Genomic DNA, 18,198 nt, shown 5'->3' with positions numbered 1-18,198 from the left:
GGGCGACCCATGCGGTGCCGGTCCCGCAGTCCGTCCTGTCGACGGTAAAAGCCTGCCAACTGGGCGAGCAAAAATCCTATGTGTTTACGGGCTTGATCGGCGAAACTAGGCCATAGTCACCGCGGTCGGCCCTCGATAACGAAGCGTCATGCAATTGCGCGCTGACAAAGACTTGCAAGCCCGTTGGCGAGCCGACGGCCACTGGCGCGACCAGACGCTCGACCAAGCCTTCGAGGCCGCAGCCAGCGGCCATCCCGAGGTCCTTCTGACCGTCCACGCCGCCCGCGGGCCTCGCTCGATTTCACTCGGCCAGTTGCGTAAGCGCGGGCGCGCGCTTGCCGGTGCCCTGCATGGCCTCGGTCTGACGGCCGGCGACGTCGTAGCGATGCAGTTGCCCAATTCGATCGAGACTGCGCTCGTCTACCAGGCTGCGGCGGCACTCGGCTGCGTCATTCTTCCCATTGTAACGATCTACGGACCGCACGAACTCGGGTTCGTGTTGCGTGACGCACGCGCGAAAATACTTTTCATACCCAATCGGTGGAGGCAAACCGATTGCGTCCAGAACGTGCGGGACAGCGGACAATTACCCGACCTCAAAGCCGTTGTCGTCGTAGGCGACGGCGATGCTGGCGACTATATGCGCTGGGACGATTTCGAGGGACTTGCGGCCACGGACAATTGGCCCGGAGTGGCTGCCGACGATCCGGCCTTCATGGTATATACGTCGGGAACGACTGCCGACCCCAAGGGTGTGCTCCACAGCGCCAACAGCTTATTGGCCGAAGTCTGGCAAAGCTATCCCGACAATGACCCCGCCAGCCGCGTGATGTCGCCTTATCCGGCGGGCCATGTGGCGGGCGCGCTTGGCGTCCTCGCGCATGCCGCAGCGGCGCGGCGAACCATATTGTTCGAAACCTATGATGCCGACGCGGCGGCACGCTATGTTGGCTCGGAGCGCATCACCCACACGGCGGGGACGCCATTTCACTATCTCGCACTGCTCGATGCCGCTGAGGCGCTTGGCTGCGACATGGGATCGCTGCGCGCTTGCGGTACGGGCGGCGCGACCGTTCCCGAATCGCTGGTAGCGCGCGCGGAAGCGGCCGGGATTCACATGTTCCGACGTTACGGGATGAGCGAGCATCCAACCGTCACGCAGGGTGCGGACGGCGATCCGCTGTACGTCCGCATGACGACCGATGGCCGATTGCGCCCCGGCGTCGAGCTTCGCATCGTCGACGACGATGGCAATGACGTTGAAACCGGTACGGAAGGGGAAGTGGCGACGCGCGGCCCCGATATGTTTCTTGGCTATAGCGATCCCGCCATCGACGCCGGCGCGTGGCTTCCCGGCTGCTGGTTCCTGTCGGGCGACATTGGCCGCCTCGATGCAGCGGGTCTGCTCGCCATTACCGATCGCAAAAAGGATATCATCATTCGCGGCGGCGAGAATATTTCCTCGCGCGAGGTCGAGGACTTGCTGCTCCGGATTCCCGGCGTTCGTGAGGCTGCCGCCGTCGGTTATCCCGATGACCGCCTTGGCGAACGCGTTTGCGCCTATTTGATTGTCGATGACGGCCTTGCGCTCGATCGGGCGGCCATCGATGCAGCCTTCCAGGCGTTTGGTGCGGCGCGGCAGAAGACGCCGGAGCGCGTGATCTTCGCGCGGGATCTTCCGCGGACCCCCGCGGGCAAGATCAGGAAGGCGGAGCTGCGCCGGGACCTGCGCGCGGCGTTGTCCTAGGCTCGGTCAGGCCGCATCAGGCTGGGCGATCCCTCGTCGCGCGGCAACATGACGAGGCCCTTCTCAACCGCTTCGGCCATCGTGTGCGCCGAGAAATCGGCTTCGGGAAGGAGCGCGGGCCCACGCTCGAGCCGCACTTCGCGGACGATGCCGCCGCCCGCGACGATGGTCTTGCCCGTCTGGTCGCCCGACAGCGAACTGACCATGTAAAGCACGACAGCGGCGACCCTGTCGGTCGTATAGACCGCCTTGTAGGCGTCATCGGTGACGGCCTCGGTCAGCCGGGTATTGGCGGCGGGCGCGAGCGTCCAGACACGGATGCCGTATTTTTGACCTTCAAGTGCCAAGGTGTTCGAAAAACCCCAGACCCCGCCCTTGGCGGCGCCATAATTTCCCTGCCCGAACTTGCCCGAAAGACCCGAGGTTGATGTCGTGTTGACGACGACGCCACCGCCATTTTCCCGCATCCAAGCAAATATCGGCTTGGTCACGCAAAAGGTGCCCTTGAGGTGAACGTGCATCACATCGTCCCAGTCCGCCTCGTCCATCTTGATCAGCGTCCGGTCCCGAAGGATTCCGGCATTGTTGACGAGGATGTCGGCGCGGCCGAATGCGGACATAGCGGTCTCGAAGATCGAAAGGCCGCCCGCGATTGTCCCGACATCCGCGGCATTCGCGACCGCCTCACCGCCCGCTGCAACAATCTCCCGGACCGCTTCGTTCGCGCTGTCCGACACCGGGTCGCCGCCTGCCGACGGGACGCCATAATCATTGACCACGATCTTCGCACCCTCGCGCGACATCAGCAGCGCATAGGCTCGCCCGAGCCCGCCGCCCGCTCCGGTTACGATCGCAACTTTGCCATCCAGCAAACCCATGGCGCTCTCCTTGTCCAGCCTGTCTTGCCGGAGGGCATAATGCCTATCGCGCGATTGGTTATTGCCAAGGTGCATCGCGGCGGTCGAACTTCGCATAATTGCCGGGACGCAATTGCGTTAGGAAAGACTGTGCGCTGGCGCACGGATCAGGACGGGACGAGGCAGAATGAATCTTGACTATACGGCCGAGGACGAGATTTTCCGAGCCGAAGCGCGCGAATGGCTCGATGCGAATATCCCCCGCGAGGTCCGGCCACCCGATGGCCCGGGAATGCGCGAGTTCGACCTTGGCTGGCAGCGCAAGCAATTCGAGGGCGGCTGGGCCGGGGTATCGTGGCCGGTCGAATATGGTGGGCGCGGATTGTCGCTCACCCACCAGCTCATCTGGTACGAAGAATATGCCAAGGCCGGCGGGCCCAACGCCGAACTGCTCTTCGTCGGATGCAATCATGCCGCTCCGACGATCATGGCGCGCGGCACCGACGAGCAGAAGTCATATCATCTTCCGAAAATATTGAGCGGCGAAGTCGCCTGGTGCCAGGGATTTTCGGAGCCCAACAACGGCTCCGATCTTGGCGGGCTGAAATGCCGGGCGGAAATCGTCGGCGACGAACTGGTCGTCAACGGATCGAAAATCTGGACGAGTTCGGCGCACCTGGCCGACTGGCAGGAACTGCTTGTTCGCACCGACCCGGCGGCGCCCAAGCACAAGGGAATCAGCTGGGTCATTTGCGACATGCAGACGCCCGGCATCGAGCTACGCCCGATCCTGATCATGACAGCACCGGGGCACCACCATTTCAACCAGGTTTTCTACACCGATGTGCGGATTCCGCTGTCGAACGTGGTGGGCGAGGTGAACGACGGCTGGAATGTTGCGATGTCCACCCTCGGATTCGAGCGCGGCACTGCGGGTATGCTCGAAAACATCCGTTACGGCGCAGTCGTCGAGCGGCTCGTCGACATGGCGCGGCAACGCCTTGGTGCCAGCGCGCTCGAGAATGACGACATCGGGCAGCGACTGGCGCAGCTCCGCGCCGAGGTGACGGCAGTGCGCGCGATGACCTACCGCATCGCCTCCCGCGCGGCGATCGCGCCGCCGGGCTCCGAGGTATCGCTGGCACGCGCCTTCTTCAGTCAGCTGCAGCAGCGGATCCGCCGTATCGCGCTCGACATCATCGGCCCCGATTCGATCGAATTGCCCGAAGACGATCCCTGGATCCGCCCCTATCTGCGGACCTACAGCAACACGATTGCCGCCGGCACGTCGGAAATCCAGCGCAACATCATCGGCGAGCGCGTGCTCGGCCTGCCGCGATAAGGTCTTTTATCATGAACTTGCTTCCTACCGAAGAACAACAGCAAATTGTCGATATGGTCCGCGGCTTTCTGGCGGCCAGCGCCCCGCTCGAAAGGCTGCGCCCGGACAAGTTCGGGCAGATCGGCAATCCCGATGCCGCGCTCTGGCCGAAAATGGCCGAGCTCGGAATTCTGGGGCTCGGCGTGCCCGAGGAAGGCGGCGGCCTCGGTCTGAGCGCGGTCGAAGAGGCGCTGACCTACATCGAATTCGGCCGCGCGCTCGTATCGGTCGGCGTTCTGGGCGCGACGCTTGGCGCGCATCTTGCTGCGCGCACGATGCCCGACATTGCCGCGGCGATCATGGCGGGAACCAGTGCGGTGGGTCTCGCGACGCCGCGGGGCACCGTCGCCGGTGATGATGGTATTTTCTCCGGCGAGTTCCACCTGATCGAGGCAAACGAGGCCGACTTCATTGTGTTGCTGACCAGCGACGCGATCGCCTTGTTCCGGCGCGACGAATTTATGGGCCAGAGCGAGCGGCTCAGCATGGACAGCCACATGCGGCTGATGCGCGCTGCACTAGAGAGTGGCAAGCCGCTGAGTTGGTCGTCGGTCAAGGACGGCATCGATCATGCGCGCGCCAATCTGCTCATCGCGGCCTATGCTACCGGGGTTGCGGAAGCGGCGCTCGCCGGCGCGGTGGACTATGCGAAGGTGCGCGAGCAATTCGGCAAACCGATCGGCTCGTTCCAGGCGATCAAGCATAAGTGCGCCGACATGGCGATTGCCGCCGAAGTCGCGTCCTGCCAGGTATCCTTTGCTTCGGTCATCCTGTCTAAGAACAGCGACGAATCGCGCTTTCATGCGCTCGCTTCGCGCATCGTCGCCGTCGATGCGGCGCTCAAAAATGGCGCGACCGGAATCCAGGTGCATGGAGCGATTGGCTTCACCGCCGAAGTAGAGGCGCATCTGTTCGTCAAGCGCGCCCATCTGATAGATTTTATCGGTGGCGATCAGCGCGTCCAGAAAGGGCAGTTCATCGGCGCCGATGCCGTGATTTAAAACGGGACGGGCGCCTTCGGCGTCCGCCCCGCGCTGTCTGCAAGTGCTCTGCTCATCTGAAATCAGCCGCGGTGGCGGGCATCTTTTTCGGGCGCGAACTGGTCGGTGAGCTTGTTTGGCTGGGCGTGCAGGTTACGTCCGCCATCGACCGGGACGATAGCGCCGGTGGTGAAGGAGCTTGCTTCGCTCGCCAGGAAAGTCGCGACCGAGGCGATCTCGCGCGTCGTACCTGCGCGCTTCATCGGCAGTCGCTCCGTAAAAGCCCTGGTGACGGCGGGATCCTGAAACAAGGCCTGCGCCCCGCTCGAATCGATGAGCCCGGGCGAGATGATGTTGGCGCGGATATTCTCCTGCCCGAACTCGGCTGCAAAATTCTGGATCAGCTTTGCCTCCGCGGCACGGATACACGAATAGACCGAACGCTCGGACGTCGCCTCGAAAGCCGATCCCGAGCCGATGAAGATGATCGACCCGCCGCCGCTCTTGCGCATCTCGCGGATGCACATGCTCGCGATCCAGAACCTGCTTTTGAAAACATAAAGATATTGCGCATCGAGTTCTTCATCCGGCGTGTCGAGCGACGAGCCGAAGAAGGGGCGCACCGTGGGTGACGCGACCAGCGTGGTCACCTTCCCGAATTTGGCCACGGTTCTGTCGACGACAGTTTGGAGCTGGTCCTTGATCGTCATGTCGGCAGCGCAGCCGGCGGCGATCTCGTCGCCATTGCCGAACCGCTCGTTGAGCGATTTCGATACCGCCTCGGTGTCGGCTGCCGTGCGGCTGCAGATCATGATCCTGGCACCGCTCGCGGCGAACATCTCGGCAATATTCAGGCCCATGCCCTGCGTTCCGCCGACAATGATGGCGACCTTGCCCGTCAAGTCGAACTTGTCGTTGCTCACGCGAATCTCCCTGTGAATCTTCATTTTCCTGATTGGACAGTCGGCGCAGCCACGATCGACCGGAAAGGGGCGGCTTGCGCGAACGGCGACGACTTTCCCCTCAATGCGGCGATGGAAATAGATCGCCGCTCGCCGCAAAATGAGACCAGCCAAGGAGCGAGCAAAGGAGATGAGGGCCGTGAATGCAGCCGAAGATGAAATGGCGATCCGCAGCCTTGCCGCGGCCTATACCGATGCGGTCAATCGCCGCGATGGCGAGGCCATGGCGGCGGTCTATTCCGAAGACGGCATCCTGCACTCGCCAGCCGCGGGCGCGCCCCTTCAAGGTATCGGGAAGCTGCGCAAGCGCTTCAAACGTCTCGTCGAGGTCGAACGCGAGTTTCTGATGCAGCTTACCCATTCGGGCGTTGTGGAGATCGATGGCGACCGCGCAACGGCGCGATGGTGGTTCAGCGAGATCAAGCGGCCGACAGGCGGCACTTTCGAAATGATCTTCGGTGTCTATCAGGACGAAATGGTCCGAACTGCGGTCGGCTGGCGTTTTGCCAAGCGAACCGTCGATGCGCCGCTGCGCTGGGAGCTTCCCCATCCGCCGCAGGGCTTCGGTCCGCTGCCGGCGTTCCTGCCGCTGACCGGGCTACCTACCTCATGACCGAGACCGGGATCGATCTGACCGGCCAGGTTGCTATCGTCACGGGCGGCGGCGGCGGAATAGGGCGTGCTTGCGCGCTCCGGCTCGCGGACTTTGGCGCCGATCTTGTCATTGCCGACATCTTGCCGGAGCGTAACGCAGAGGTTTGCGAGCGCGTTCGCGAGCGCGGCCGGAAGGCGTTGGGCGTCACGACCGACATGATGGATACGGCCAGGATTGCCGCGATGGTCGCCGACGCTGACGCCGAGTTCGGCCGCATCGACATTTTAGTGAACAATGTCGGCGGGGTCGCAAAGAAGATGTTTGCCGATCAAGGCGAGCGCAGTTGGCGCCGGCATATCGACATCAATTTCGTCAGCTTCCTCGCCGCGACGTCGGCCGTGATTCCGGTCATGGTAAGAGGCGGCCGCGGCGGATCGATCGTCGGAATTTCCTCGATCGAAGCTACGCGCGCTGCGCCGGGCTATGCCGTCTATGCGGCGTGCAAGGCCGCGATGATCAACTTCACCCAGTCGATGGCACTAGAGCTCTCGGATGACGCGATCCGGGTCAACACGGTGTCGCCCGATCACACGATCACCCCCGGTGGCCGCGGCAATCGCAGCGGTCCTGTCGACCCTTCGACTTGGGTTCAGCGCAGTCCTGACGCCCAGGACGCAATGAACCGCCTGATACCGCTCGGACGCGAAGGCGACGATATCGAATGCGGAGATGCGGTCGCCTTTTTATGCTCTTCGATGGCGCGATATATCACGGGCATCAACCTGCCGGTCGACGGCGGCACCGCCGCCGCCGCGGGATGGCAGCGCACCCCGTCGCGTCAATGGACCCAAATTCAAGGGCAGGCGCGCGACTGACGGCGAACATTCGGCGGTCACGCCGACCCGTCAGCGGAAGCGGCGTTTTACGCGCGAAGCGATGCCAGCCGCTGATCGACGATCGCCTCGGCGTCGGCGATGATCCGGTCGATCAATTGTTCGCAGGTCGGAATGTCGTGAATCAGGCCTTGAACCATGCCGGCCCAGAATACGCCCTTCGAAAGATCGCCGGTCTGCAACAATTCGCGCCCGGCGGCGCCCGCGACCAGTTCCTGCACGTCGCTGAACTGGGCGTCGGGTTGCGATAGCCGGCGCACGACCTCTTCGCTGACCGGGCTCCTGCCGACGCGGGCGGTGTTCTTGAAACTGCGGAAGATCAGGAAGCTGCCGTGCTCGTCGTTGTCGACATAGGCCTGCTTCACATTGTCGTGAATCGGCGCCTCGGCGGTGGCGCAAAAGCGGGTGCCCATGTTGATGCCTTCGGCGCCCAGCGCCAACGCCGCGACGAGGCCGCGCCCGTCGCCGATGCCGCCCGAAGCGAGCATCGGGATTTTCACCTTGTCAGCAGCCGCGGGGATCAGGATCAGGCCCGGAATATCGTCCTCGCCGGGGTGTCCGGCGCATTCGAAACCGTCGATCGAGATGATGTCGCAGCCCGCCCGCTCGGCCGACAGCCCGTGCCGGACCGCGGTGCATTTGTGGAGGATGGTGACCCCGTGCGGCTTCAGCATCTCCCAGATTTCGCGCACCGCTGGCGTTCCCGCGGTCTCGACGATCTTGACCCCGCCGTCGATGATCGCCTGCGCATAGGCCTTGTAATCTGGGGCGTTGATCGTCGGGAAAACGGTCATGTTCACCCCGAACGGCTTGTCGGTCATCGCGCGGCAGCGTTCGATCTCGTCGCGGAGTGCCGTGGGAGAGGGCTGCGTCAGCGCCGTCAATATGCCCAGCCCGCCGGCGTTCGACACCGCGCTTGCCAGCTCGGCATAGCCCACGCTTTGCATGCCGCCCTGAACGATCGGATGCTCGATACCCAGCATTTCGGTGATGCGTGTCTTGAAAGCCATGAGTGTTCCATTCTGGCCCCGGCCGATCCCGGGACTGTTTGTTGACGGGGAGGAGCCGGACCGGGAGCCGCTGCCGGCGACGGTCTCATCGACCGGAATATGGTTGGTTTCGCGGCGCTCTCAGGCGTCGCTCAGCCGGGCAGCAAGCTCGGCGATCTTTGATTGCGCCGTCCGAGACAGTGCGAGCAGAGGTGCGTCTCCTAACCCGATCGCTTCGGCCACTGCGGCGAGATGATGAACATCCTTCGGCATGTTGCTGCCGGGGCCGCTGATTTTGCGAAACGTTCGCGGGTCCGCGAGGATGGCGAGGCCATTGCTCGCGCCGGAGCTGAGTTTGATGACCTCGATAGCGACTTCGCGATCCATGCCGAGCTGCTCGGCGAGTTCGAGGGCGTCGATGCTGGCGACGACATTGGCGTAAGCCAGATTGTTGTTGAGCAGCTTGATCAGCTGCCCCGATCCAACGGGTCCAAGATGGGCGACGAGGCGCGCGAAGCTATTGAAGACCGGCCGGGCAATATCGAGCGCATCGCTCGTCCCCCCAACCATCACCGTCATCGTCCCGGCCTTTGCGCCGTTGTGGCCGCCGCTGACCGGAGCGTCGAGGACATGTACTCCGCGCGCTCGCGCAGCCTTGTCGAGCCCGATCACCGTCTCGGGCAGCAGGGTGGAATGAATCGCCAGCACCGAACCCGGACGCATCGCATCCAGCAGCCCAGATTCGATCGTAACCTGCTCCACATCCCTGTCGTTGACGACGCAAATGCCGATAATGTCGCAGTCTGCGGCGAGCGCTGCAGGCGTCGCCGCGACTTTCGCCGCCGTATCGGACAATAGGGCGGTGCTGGCTTCGCGCCGTGCCCAGATCGTGAGGGGGTATCCGGCTTCAACGATCCGGCGTGCGATCGGCGTTCCCTGATCGCCCAGGCCGATGAACCCCGCTGTCGGCTTTTGTCCCATCCTATCTCTCCCTCTTAAGTCGGTTCAGCGCAGGCGGAGCAGCCCTTCCTGGGCCACGCTCGCAACCAGTTTGCCTGCGCGATCAAATATGCTTCCGCGGCACAAAGCGCGGCCGCCGCCTGCCCAGGGGCTATCCAGCGAATAAAGCATCCAGTCGCTGAAATCGGGCTGCGCATGAAGCCAGAGGCTGTGATTGAGGCTGGCATTCTGGATCCGGGTGGTGGACCAATGAGTGCCGTGCGGGAGCAGGGCCGTGCTGAGCAACATCATGTCGGACACATAGGCGAGCACGGCGCGGCGAAGCAGGCCATTGTCCGGCACGCTCGACTTGGGCTTGAACCAGAAATGCTGGATGGCCGGTTGCGGCACTGGCGAGACGAAATCGCGCGGCGTCACGGGCCTGAGTTCGATAGGCATGCTGCGCAGGGCGAATTCGCGAACCGCGCCGATCATGGCGCCCGCCTGTTCGCGCCGGATGTCTTCCTCGCTGCGGAGGTGTTCCGGCGGTGCGACATCCGGCATGTCTTCCTGGTGGGCAAAACCGGCTTCGGCGGGATGAAAGGAAGCGCCAAGCGTAAAGACCAGAACCTCCTCCTGGTACGCGGCGACTCTGCGCGACGAGAAGCTGGCGCCATCCCTGTCGCGTTCGACGCGAAACGCGATGGGGACTTCCGGCCGGCCGGGACGCAGAAAATGACCATGGATCGAATGGGGTATGCGATCGGCGGCAACGGTGTGCGATGCAGCCGTCAGGGCCTGCGCGAAAATCTCACCGCCGAACAGGCGTTGCCACTTTTCAACGGGGAGCGCGGTCTGAAACCGGTCGGTGCCGGTCTCGACCAATGTTAGCGACCGGATCAGCGCGGTCAGGGTGTCGCTGTCTTCCGCGGTCGCAGATCCGCCGCGAGCCTCGTTCGGGTGTTCACGCGCCAGGTTTCGATCCAGGTTTGTCATCGGCCGTCCATATCGTATCGGTGGAGGGGTGGGGGCCACCATGCTCGCCCCGCGGCGTGAGTGCACGTATATCGATTAGGCCAAATCCCTAGCCGGCGTTGCGCGGCTCGCATCAATCGGACAATCGCCGGGAAGATTTGGCGACAGATGGTGCCGAAGCCAGGCGTGGAGGAGCTGACCCGCCGCGCCATGACCGCTCGCGACTGACCGGAAGGATCGACCGTTTCCGAGCGGCCGATGTGGACGCCTGCTAGCGACCTTCGACATGAACATTTCCAACAAATCTTGAAAAAAGCGTCGCGCTATATGGCGCCTAATGCGCGACCATGCATCGCATTCATGATGCCTGGCCAGGCGCGCGGCGTTTCGCGTGCCTCGCCGAAAATCCACCCGGCGAGGGGTTGCGACCCGCGTTCGATCGCCATGTGCGCTGCAATCTTCGCGGTCCAACGCAGGCAATTCGGCATTGTGTGCTGCCGGCGGCGACGAAATGCGTCTTCCACGTCGCCACATTTGTGATACTCCTTCAATAATATCAGCACTCACCGAGACCAATGGAAAGGGTGCCTATGGGCGAGGGTATTTTAGGCGGAATTCGCATCGTCGAGATTGCCGGAGGACATGCGCTCTCGGTGACCGGTCTCCTGCTGGCAGAAGCAGGGGCCGAGGTGATCAAAGTCGAAGCTGACGCCGGCGCGCGCGGCTCTGCCTCGTTCGCAGTGTGGAATCGCAGCAAGAAAAGCGTTGGACTGGCCATCGAGGGGGAGGAGGCGCGCAGGTCGCTCGGTCGCTTGCTCAGGGCGGCCGACGTCGTTCTGACCGACTGGTCTGCGGATCGTCAGCGCGGCGCCGGGTTGGACGAGGCGAGCATGGCGCGGCAGCATCCGCATCTTATACACGCGTCGATCGGAAGCTGGCCCGCAGACCATCCACTCGCCGATCGTCCCGTCGACGACACGCTTGTGCTCGCAGAATCGGGGTTGATGGACGAGCAGCGCGGGATCCGCGAGGGCCCTATCTATCTCCGCTTCCCTCTGGGCAGCTGGGGCGCGGCCTATCTCGCGGCCATCGGCGTCGTGGCGCGCCTGATCCAGGCGGGGAGGGGCGGCGGCGCGGGATCCGTGTCGACCAGCCTGGTGCAGGGCGCGCTTTTACCGGCGGCGATGCTCTGGCGCAGGGCGGAGCATGCGACGCAGGCCCTTGTCGACAGCATGGGCAAAGCCATGATCTCCCCGCAATTCGAATGTAGCGACGGCGTATGGATCCACGTCAAGTCGCCGCCAGACGACGCCCCGCTGATGCGCGCTGCGCTCGATGCCCTTGGGCCGGCGCGCATCGAAGACCTTAACCGGGGATGGCCGAGCAATCATACGTGCATCAATTGGGGTGCCAACGCCCATGTGTTCAAGACTCGTCCGAGCGCTGAATGGCTGGCCGATCTGTGGGCATCGGATATTCCGGTGCAGGCCGACGTGCCGATGGGAGCCATTTACCGCGACGAACAGGCAATCGCGAACGGATATGTCATCGACGTCGAGGACCCGGACCTCGGGAGGACACAGCAACCAGGTGTGCCATGCAGCGTCGAACCACCGATGCGCGTGCAGTCGGCTGCACCGGCGTTTGGGACGACACCGATTTCGATCTGGGATGACGTGCCCGCGCCACGCCGCGAGCGTGCGGCCGATTGTCTCCCGCTCGAGGGCGTTCATATTGTCGACTTCGGTTCGTTCGTCGCAGGTCCGCTGGCACCGATGATTCTGGGCGATCTGGGTGCCGACATCATCAAGGTCGAGGGAACCGGGGGTGACGTGATGCGCCGCGTGGAGGGGGCCTTTCTCGGCGCGCAGCGAGGAAAGCGGTCGCTCGCGCTCGATCTGAAGTCTCCGGACGCGGCCAATGTTGTCGAACGTCTCGTTCGGTGGGCGGATATCGTCCATCACAATATCCGCATGCCCGCCGCCCGGCGGATCGGGCTCGCCAGTGACCAGGTGATGGCCATCCGGCCCGATCTCATTTTCTGCCATGTGAGTTCCTATGGGCCTGTCGGCCCGCGCAAGGACTGGCCGGGTTACGACCAGCTCTTCCAGGCGCAATCGGGATGGGAGTTCGAGGGTGCGGGCGAGGGCAATCCGCCTATGTGGCACCGCTTCGGTATGATGGATCATCAAGCCGCCTTGGCGTCGGCGCTTGCGATGTCCCTCGCGCTTTATCACCGCGACCGGACCGGCGAGGGACAGGTGGCCGCGGGCTCGTTGCTCGGAGCCAGCATCCTGACGGTCAGCGAGACGATCGTTCTCGATGACGGAACACTGTCGCCTTTCCGTCGTCTCGACGCGCGCCAGCTTGGTGTTGGACCCGAACGCCGGCTTTATGCCGTGAAAGACGGCTGGATAGCGCTCGTCGCCGAAGGTGCCGGAGTATTTGACCGACTGTGCCTCTTGGCGGGCGCCGCAAATGCCGAAGCGTTGGAACCAATCCTGTCAGCTCAGTCGACCACGGCCGTGATCGCAATGGCAAACGCGGCAGGCGCCTTCGCGGTCGCTGCCCATACCGATCATCGCGACGCCTTTTTCGATGATCGCGACAATCGACGCCTCGGACTTGTTCAATCCTATCAGCACGGAAGGCTCGGTCGTCTGGAGATGCCGGGTGCCTTTCTGCATTTCGGTGCGCGCCCGGCGACGGGAGCGCTGCCGCCACCCGACGTTGGCGAACATAGCGTATCGGTGCTCGACGAAATCGGGCTGGCGGACGAAACCGCCAAGCTGGTTCGCGCGGGGGTGGTGCATGATGGCGCGCGCTAGGAGGCGCGCCCTCCGCTCGACCGGGACGCGAATTTGCCATTGCGCGGAGATATATATTAGGGCCTCATGTGAAGTCCGTCACGGCCTGCGACCCTTATCGCAGAGAAACGCGGTCAGCAGCGCGAGCGGGCGGTTTGCGTCGAAGCCGGACCGGTGCAAAACAGGGAAAATGAATCGTGTCCAGCGAAGCCTTGACTGAAAAAAAGCCGCGCAAACCCGACGGCGTGCCGGTACGCCGGGCGAATGCTGCTCGATCGAAGCGCGCGAAGTCGGAGATCACGCGCTCGCGCCTATGTGCTGCGGCTGCCCGCCTGATCGAACAGAAGTCGCTCCGCATGATTACAGTGTCCGAACTGACGACCCTGGCCGGTGTCGCCCCCTCTACTTTCTATATTTATTTCGCCGACGTCGATGAGGTGGTGCTCGCCTTGCTCGAAGAGGCCACTGCAGAGATGCCCGACCTTGGTGCTTACGCTCGGGGCATTACACTGGAACGTCTCGAGACGAGCGTCCGCGAATTGGTGCACGAATATCTCGCATTTTGGGATAAATATTACGCTCTCTTGCGAATCCGCAACCTCGCTGCCGACGAGGGCGAAGCGCGGTTCAGGGACGCGCGCGGCAAGATGCTGGGTCCGCTTCTGTTCGCGCTGGCCGAAAAAATCGAGGAGATGCGCGGCGAGGACTTGAGCGCGCGAACTCCGCCGCTCGCGATTGCATCGGTCGTGTCGGGCTCGATGGAGCGGCTTGCTTCGTTCATCCGCTTTCGCCACGCATCGCCCGATATGTCTCGCAAACGGCTGATCGACGCGGAGGTTTTCCTGATCTGCCAGCTCTTGGGGAAGGGCAAAGTCTAGCCGCCGTCTCCCGCCGCCGGGACGCGAACGCATAGCTGAGGCGCGCGGCCGGACGCCGTCGTTGCGACAGGCCTCGGCGACGCTGCCTCCCGCGCTTTGCATCCGGGTTGGCATGGGACCGACCCACCGTACTTATGCTTTGTGAGCGTCGTGGGGCGAGACAATCCCCCCGGCGCGGAGCTTCATCGCAAGCTGCCCGGCGCCTATTGCATGGTCATGACCACCGGCCGTTCCTCCGACTCGCAAGGCGCTGCGCCGACGAAAGCTGCGTCGGCTCCCCCTGCGGGGCTCCATCGGATCATCCGATTGCACGCCATCGATGGTGAGGTTCGCGGTGCCCTGGAAGACGATTTTCATCATTTCCGGGTGTTGATCCGCCATGATGGCGCCCGGGTCACCAATGTCGAGGCGACGGCGCTACGGCAGCCCTTTTCCCTCTGTGGCGCTGCCGGGGGCCGTCTTGATGAGCTAGTAGGTCAGCGCCTTCTACGCGATACCACGCAGTTCTTCAGGATTCACGACGCGCTGCTGCAATGCACGCACCAGTTCGACCTCGCCACGCTTGCGATCGCGCTTGCGGCGCGCGGTGGCAGCGCGAGGCATTATCATGCTTTCGTGGAGGACGGCGCCGCGGTCGAGCAGCGGCGGGCTACCCTGCGGCGCGATGGCGAGACGGTCCTGCGCTGGGCTTTTCAGGACGGCGTCATTGAAGCCCCCGACGCATATCGTGGGCAGATGCTGGGCCGCGGGTTCACTGCTTGGGCAGGGACGAGCCTCAATACCGACGATGCCGAGGCCGCATTGGTTTTGCGGCGCGCGATATTCATTTCCGGTGGGCGCGGCCGCACCGAAGAACTCGATCGGCAGCCGCATGCGGTCGCCCGCGGCGGTTGCTGGGTCCAGCAACCCGAGCGGGCCTCGCTGGCGACCCGTGAGAAGGGCACGTCGCGCGATCACTCGGATCGACCTCATCAACTCACGGCCGGCGACGACGGTTGGCTTGCCTTTGAAGACGCGGAAGATTTCGGTTCGTCGCCAACTGCAACGCTAGATAGTGACGACCCGTCACAAATCTGATAGACCATGTTCAAACAAGTGGAGAGGCACCGATGAAAATCGACGAAATGATTCTCGTGAGCGTAGACGACCATGTCTGTGAACCCCCCGACATGTTCGTTCGGCACATTTCGCCAAAATATAAGGGCCAGGAGCCGCAGGTCGTCACGACCGAACATGGTCAGGCTTGGGTGATCGAGGGCAAGAAAAACTCCGGCCTCGGACTCAACGCCGTGGTCGGCCGTCCGAAGGAAGAATATGGGATGGAACCCATGTCGTTCGACCATCTGCGCGCGGGCACGTATGATATTCATGCGCGCATCGACGATATGGACGCGAATGGCGTGCTCGGATCGATCAACTTCCCCCAGTTTCCGGGGTTTGCCGGCGTCCGGTTTCTGAAGCAGAACGACAAGGGCCTCGCGCTCGCCACGATCCAGGCCTATAATGATTGGCATGTCCAGGATTGGTGCGGGCCCTATCCCGGCCGCATGATTCCGCTCGCGCTTTTGCCGCTTTGGGACATCGACCTGACGCTTGCCGAAATGAAGCGGATGATCGCGCTCGGCGTGCATTCGTGCAGTTTTCCAGACAATCCGGCAATGATCGGCCTGCCGAGCCTGCACGACGAGCAATGGCGGCCGTTGTGGGAGCTGTGCAACGATAACAAGGTCGTTCTGTCGGCTCATATCGGAACCGGGTCTCATGCGGCTCACGCGTCGGACCTGTCGCCAATCAGCTCGTGGATCACCTCGATGCCGATCTCGATCGCCAACAGCGCGGCAGACTGGCTCTTTGCGTCTTTCTGGAAGGACTTTCCCGATCTCAAGATTGCGCTGTCGGAAGGCAGCATCGGCTGGGTTCCCTACTTCCTCGAGCGCGCGGAGACTACGGTAAGGCAGCATAGCGCGTGGACGAACCTTAACCTCGGCGGGCTGACGCCCACCGAAATTTTCCGGCGCCATTTCTTGACCTGTTTTATCGAGGATAATTTTGGTCTGGTGAACCGCCACGCGATCGGCATCGATAATATCGCGTGGGAATGCGACTACCCGCATTCAGATTGCGTGTGGCCGCTATCGCCCGAGGAAGTCTGGCGCGGGGTGAAGGATTTTTCGAAGGACGAGATCGACAAGATCACGCACGGCAATGCGATGCACTTCTACAGCTATGATCCATTTCCGCTGCTTGGGCGCGAAAATTGCACGGTCGGCGCATTGCGCGCCCAGGCGGCCGCCAAGGGCGTCGATACGTCCGAACAGGCCTCGCTTGGCGGCCTTGCTCCCAAGTGGGAGCCCGGCAAGCCGATCACGTCGGGCGACGTGCAGAAGATGCTGTCAACCGTCTGAACAGTCTTTAGCCGCGATCGGGGGCGGGCTCGTGAAGTCCGAATGGCTCTCCTCCACCCCGATCGCGGCGATTTATGTGAAATAGCGTCGCAAAGCCAAAGGTGTCGCCATGTTGTCGGCACCGGGCTGACGCTAGGCAGAAGCGATTAATCGCACGCCCGCAGGAAATGAGAAATGACCCACCCAGATCCGATCAAGCCCCCCCAGCAAACGGTGACCGGCGTTCTCGCCGCCGCGGTTAAGGAGGCGCCAGAGCGCATTTTCCTCGATTTCAGCGGCATCCAATATAGCTATGCCGATATCGATTCTGCGTCGACCCGTCTCGCCAATGGTCTGCTCGCTCTCGGGGTCAAGCAGGGTGACCGGGTCGGTACGCTTCTCGACACGAGCGTCGAGGCGATTTTGATTTGGTTCGCAGCGAACAAGATCGGCGCCGTCTATGTTCCGGTAAACGCCGCGTACAAGGGCGAGTATCTGCGCCATCAATTCGCCGATGCCGGTGTTGAAGTGGTGTTTGTCGAGCCGGATTATGCCGATCGCCTTGCCCTAATCAAAGACGAGCTGCCGCTGGTCCACACCGTCATCCAGCGGGGCGACGCGCCGCTCGCGGCCGAAGGATTGAACCTCAAGCGCTTCGACGACATTCTCGGAAGCGAAGATCCCGTAGCCGATCCGAACAAATATTCGGATATCTCGATGCTGATCTACACTGGCGGTACGACCGGGCCCTCGAAGGGCTGCATTATCAGTCACAATTATGTGTGCAATCTTTCACGCAACGCCGTCATCAACGGCAAGCGCACCAAGGACGACATCAGCTGGTCGCCGCTGCCCCTCTTTCACCTCAATGCGCTAGCCGCGACGGTCTTGGCGTCGGCGATGACGTTCAGCCGCGGCGTCCTTTACCCCCGCTTTTCGGTCAGCAACTTCTGGCCCGAAATCGAACGCAGCGGGGCAACGCTGGCGAATCTGCTGGGATCGATGCTCGCATTCGTCGCCGATGCGCCCGACAATGAGGCGCAGAAGCGGTGCTTTGGACAACTCCGAGCCATTCGTGGCTCTCCCTTCCCGCCAGAAGTCCGTGAGAAGTGGCGGACGCGCTTCGGCGTCAAGGTCACCGGGAGCAATGTTTACGGTTTGACCGAAGCGAGTCCGGTTACAAGCTTGCACGACGACGATTTTCCCAAGCCCGGTTCTTCGGGCAAGGTTGATCCAAGCTTCGAAGTTCGGATCGTCGATGACGAAGACAATGACGTGCCGGTCGGAACGCCCGGCGAGATCATCATTCGTCCCCGCTATCCGCACGTCATGTTCGAGGGTTATTGGGGACGGCCCGAAGAGACCCTTCGGATCATGAAGAATCTCTGGCTCCACAGCGGGGACATCGGCTCGATCGACGAAGACGGCTATTTCTATTTTGTCGACCGCAAGAAGGATTATCTGCGTCGACGCGGCGAGAATATTTCGAGCTTCGAACTCGAACGGGCGTTTCGCGGCCACCCCGATATCGTCGATGTCGCAATCCACTCGGTCTTGTCCGAAAGCGCCGAGGACGATGTGAAAGCCACGATCGTTCTTAATGGCGAAAGCAAGATGACCGAGGCGGAGATGTGCTCTTGGTGCGCGGACCGGGTCCCCTATTTTGCGGTGCCGCGTTATATCGAGTTTCGCGACGAATTGCCTCGCAATCCCGTCGGGCGCGTTCTTAAATATCAGTTGCGCGACGAGGGCCGGACTCCTGCGACTTGGGATCGCGAAGACGCAGGCTTCGAGCTCGCCAAGCGGTGAGC

At 62.7% G+C, this 18,198-nt stretch carries 15 protein-coding genes; 10 read left to right on the top strand and 5 right to left on the bottom strand.

Going from position 1 to position 18,198, the window contains the following annotated elements:
• Positions 1-148: 148 nt before the first annotated feature.
• A complete protein-coding gene (locus CDQ92_RS06650) occupies positions 149-1,747 on the top strand; it encodes an AMP-binding protein (protein WP_088440656.1) in 1,599 nt (532 codons plus the stop codon).
• On the opposite strand, the gene CDQ92_RS06645 is transcribed toward CDQ92_RS06650, so the two are convergent.
• A complete protein-coding gene (locus tag CDQ92_RS06645) occupies positions 1,744-2,625 on the bottom strand; it encodes an SDR family NAD(P)-dependent oxidoreductase (protein WP_088441435.1) in 882 nt (293 codons plus the stop codon). The genes CDQ92_RS06650 and CDQ92_RS06645 overlap by 4 nt on opposite strands.
• A gap of 166 nt (positions 2,626-2,791) precedes the next feature.
• Between CDQ92_RS06645 and CDQ92_RS06640 the strand changes: the two genes are divergently transcribed.
• Entirely contained in the window at positions 2,792-3,946 is a 1,155-nt protein-coding gene (locus tag CDQ92_RS06640; RefSeq protein WP_088440655.1) for an acyl-CoA dehydrogenase family protein, read from the top strand.
• Positions 3,947-3,957: 11 nt separating this feature from the next.
• Positions 3,958-4,986, top strand: coding sequence for an acyl-CoA dehydrogenase family protein (locus CDQ92_RS06635; RefSeq protein WP_088440654.1), 1,029 nt, complete (start codon positions 3,958-3,960; stop codon positions 4,984-4,986).
• Positions 4,987-5,048: 62 nt separating this feature from the next.
• On the opposite strand, the gene CDQ92_RS06630 is transcribed toward CDQ92_RS06635, so the two are convergent.
• Complete coding sequence (locus tag CDQ92_RS06630; protein ID WP_158213778.1) at positions 5,049-5,888, bottom strand: SDR family NAD(P)-dependent oxidoreductase; 840 nt, start codon at positions 5,886-5,888, stop codon at positions 5,049-5,051.
• A 178-nt stretch (positions 5,889-6,066) separates the two neighbouring features.
• On the opposite strand from CDQ92_RS06630, the gene CDQ92_RS06625 reads away from it, so the two are divergent.
• Positions 6,067-6,540, top strand: coding sequence for a nuclear transport factor 2 family protein (locus CDQ92_RS06625; RefSeq protein WP_158213777.1), 474 nt, complete (start codon positions 6,067-6,069; stop codon positions 6,538-6,540).
• Positions 6,537-7,397: an SDR family NAD(P)-dependent oxidoreductase gene (locus CDQ92_RS06620; protein WP_088440651.1), complete on the top strand. Its 861-nt coding sequence runs from the start codon at positions 6,537-6,539 to the stop codon at positions 7,395-7,397. The genes CDQ92_RS06625 and CDQ92_RS06620 overlap by 4 nt, the downstream gene beginning before the upstream one ends.
• Positions 7,398-7,444: 47 nt before the next feature.
• Here CDQ92_RS06620 and CDQ92_RS06615 read toward each other — a convergent pair whose 3' ends face one another.
• The 3 genes from CDQ92_RS06615 to CDQ92_RS06605 form a co-directional block, all read right to left on the bottom strand.
• Complete coding sequence (locus CDQ92_RS06615) at positions 7,445-8,425, bottom strand: NAD(P)H-dependent flavin oxidoreductase (protein ID WP_088440650.1); 981 nt, start codon at positions 8,423-8,425, stop codon at positions 7,445-7,447.
• A gap of 120 nt (positions 8,426-8,545) precedes the next feature.
• Positions 8,546-9,385, bottom strand: coding sequence for an NAD(P)-dependent oxidoreductase (locus CDQ92_RS06610; RefSeq protein WP_088440649.1), 840 nt, complete (start codon positions 9,383-9,385; stop codon positions 8,546-8,548).
• A gap of 24 nt (positions 9,386-9,409) precedes the next feature.
• The gene (locus CDQ92_RS06605) at positions 9,410-10,339 is read right to left on the bottom strand and encodes an acyl-CoA thioesterase (protein WP_158213776.1); all 930 of its coding nucleotides are present in this window, start codon (positions 10,337-10,339) and stop codon (positions 9,410-9,412) included.
• 569 nt (positions 10,340-10,908) lie between these two features.
• Here CDQ92_RS06605 and CDQ92_RS06600 point away from each other — a divergent pair.
• The 5 genes from CDQ92_RS06600 to CDQ92_RS06580 all read left to right on the top strand — a co-directional run bounded on the left by CDQ92_RS06600 (position 10,909) and on the right by CDQ92_RS06580 (position 18,196).
• Positions 10,909-13,146, top strand: coding sequence for a CoA transferase (locus tag CDQ92_RS06600; protein ID WP_088440647.1), 2,238 nt, complete (start codon positions 10,909-10,911; stop codon positions 13,144-13,146).
• A 176-nt stretch (positions 13,147-13,322) separates the two neighbouring features.
• Positions 13,323-14,003 carry a TetR/AcrR family transcriptional regulator gene (locus tag CDQ92_RS06595; protein ID WP_088440646.1) on the top strand — a complete coding sequence of 227 codons (681 nt, stop codon included), beginning with the start codon at positions 13,323-13,325 and terminating at the stop codon, positions 14,001-14,003.
• 306 nt (positions 14,004-14,309) lie between these two features.
• Positions 14,310-15,080 (top strand): DUF2889 domain-containing protein, encoded by a 771-nt coding sequence (locus tag CDQ92_RS06590; RefSeq protein ID WP_158213775.1) that lies wholly within the window; start codon positions 14,310-14,312, stop codon positions 15,078-15,080.
• A gap of 32 nt (positions 15,081-15,112) precedes the next feature.
• Complete coding sequence (locus tag CDQ92_RS06585; protein ID WP_088440644.1) at positions 15,113-16,408, top strand: amidohydrolase family protein; 1,296 nt, start codon at positions 15,113-15,115, stop codon at positions 16,406-16,408.
• Between the two features lie 174 nt (positions 16,409-16,582).
• A complete protein-coding gene (locus CDQ92_RS06580) occupies positions 16,583-18,196 on the top strand; it encodes an AMP-binding protein (RefSeq protein WP_088440643.1) in 1,614 nt (537 codons plus the stop codon).
• Positions 18,197-18,198 lie beyond the last annotated feature (2 nt).

Source organism: Sphingopyxis bauzanensis (assembly GCF_002205675.1).
Classification (GTDB): domain Bacteria; phylum Pseudomonadota; class Alphaproteobacteria; order Sphingomonadales; family Sphingomonadaceae; genus Sphingopyxis; species Sphingopyxis bauzanensis.
Note: the sequence above shows the minus strand (reverse complement) of the source record. Positions and strands in the feature narration are given on the sequence as shown.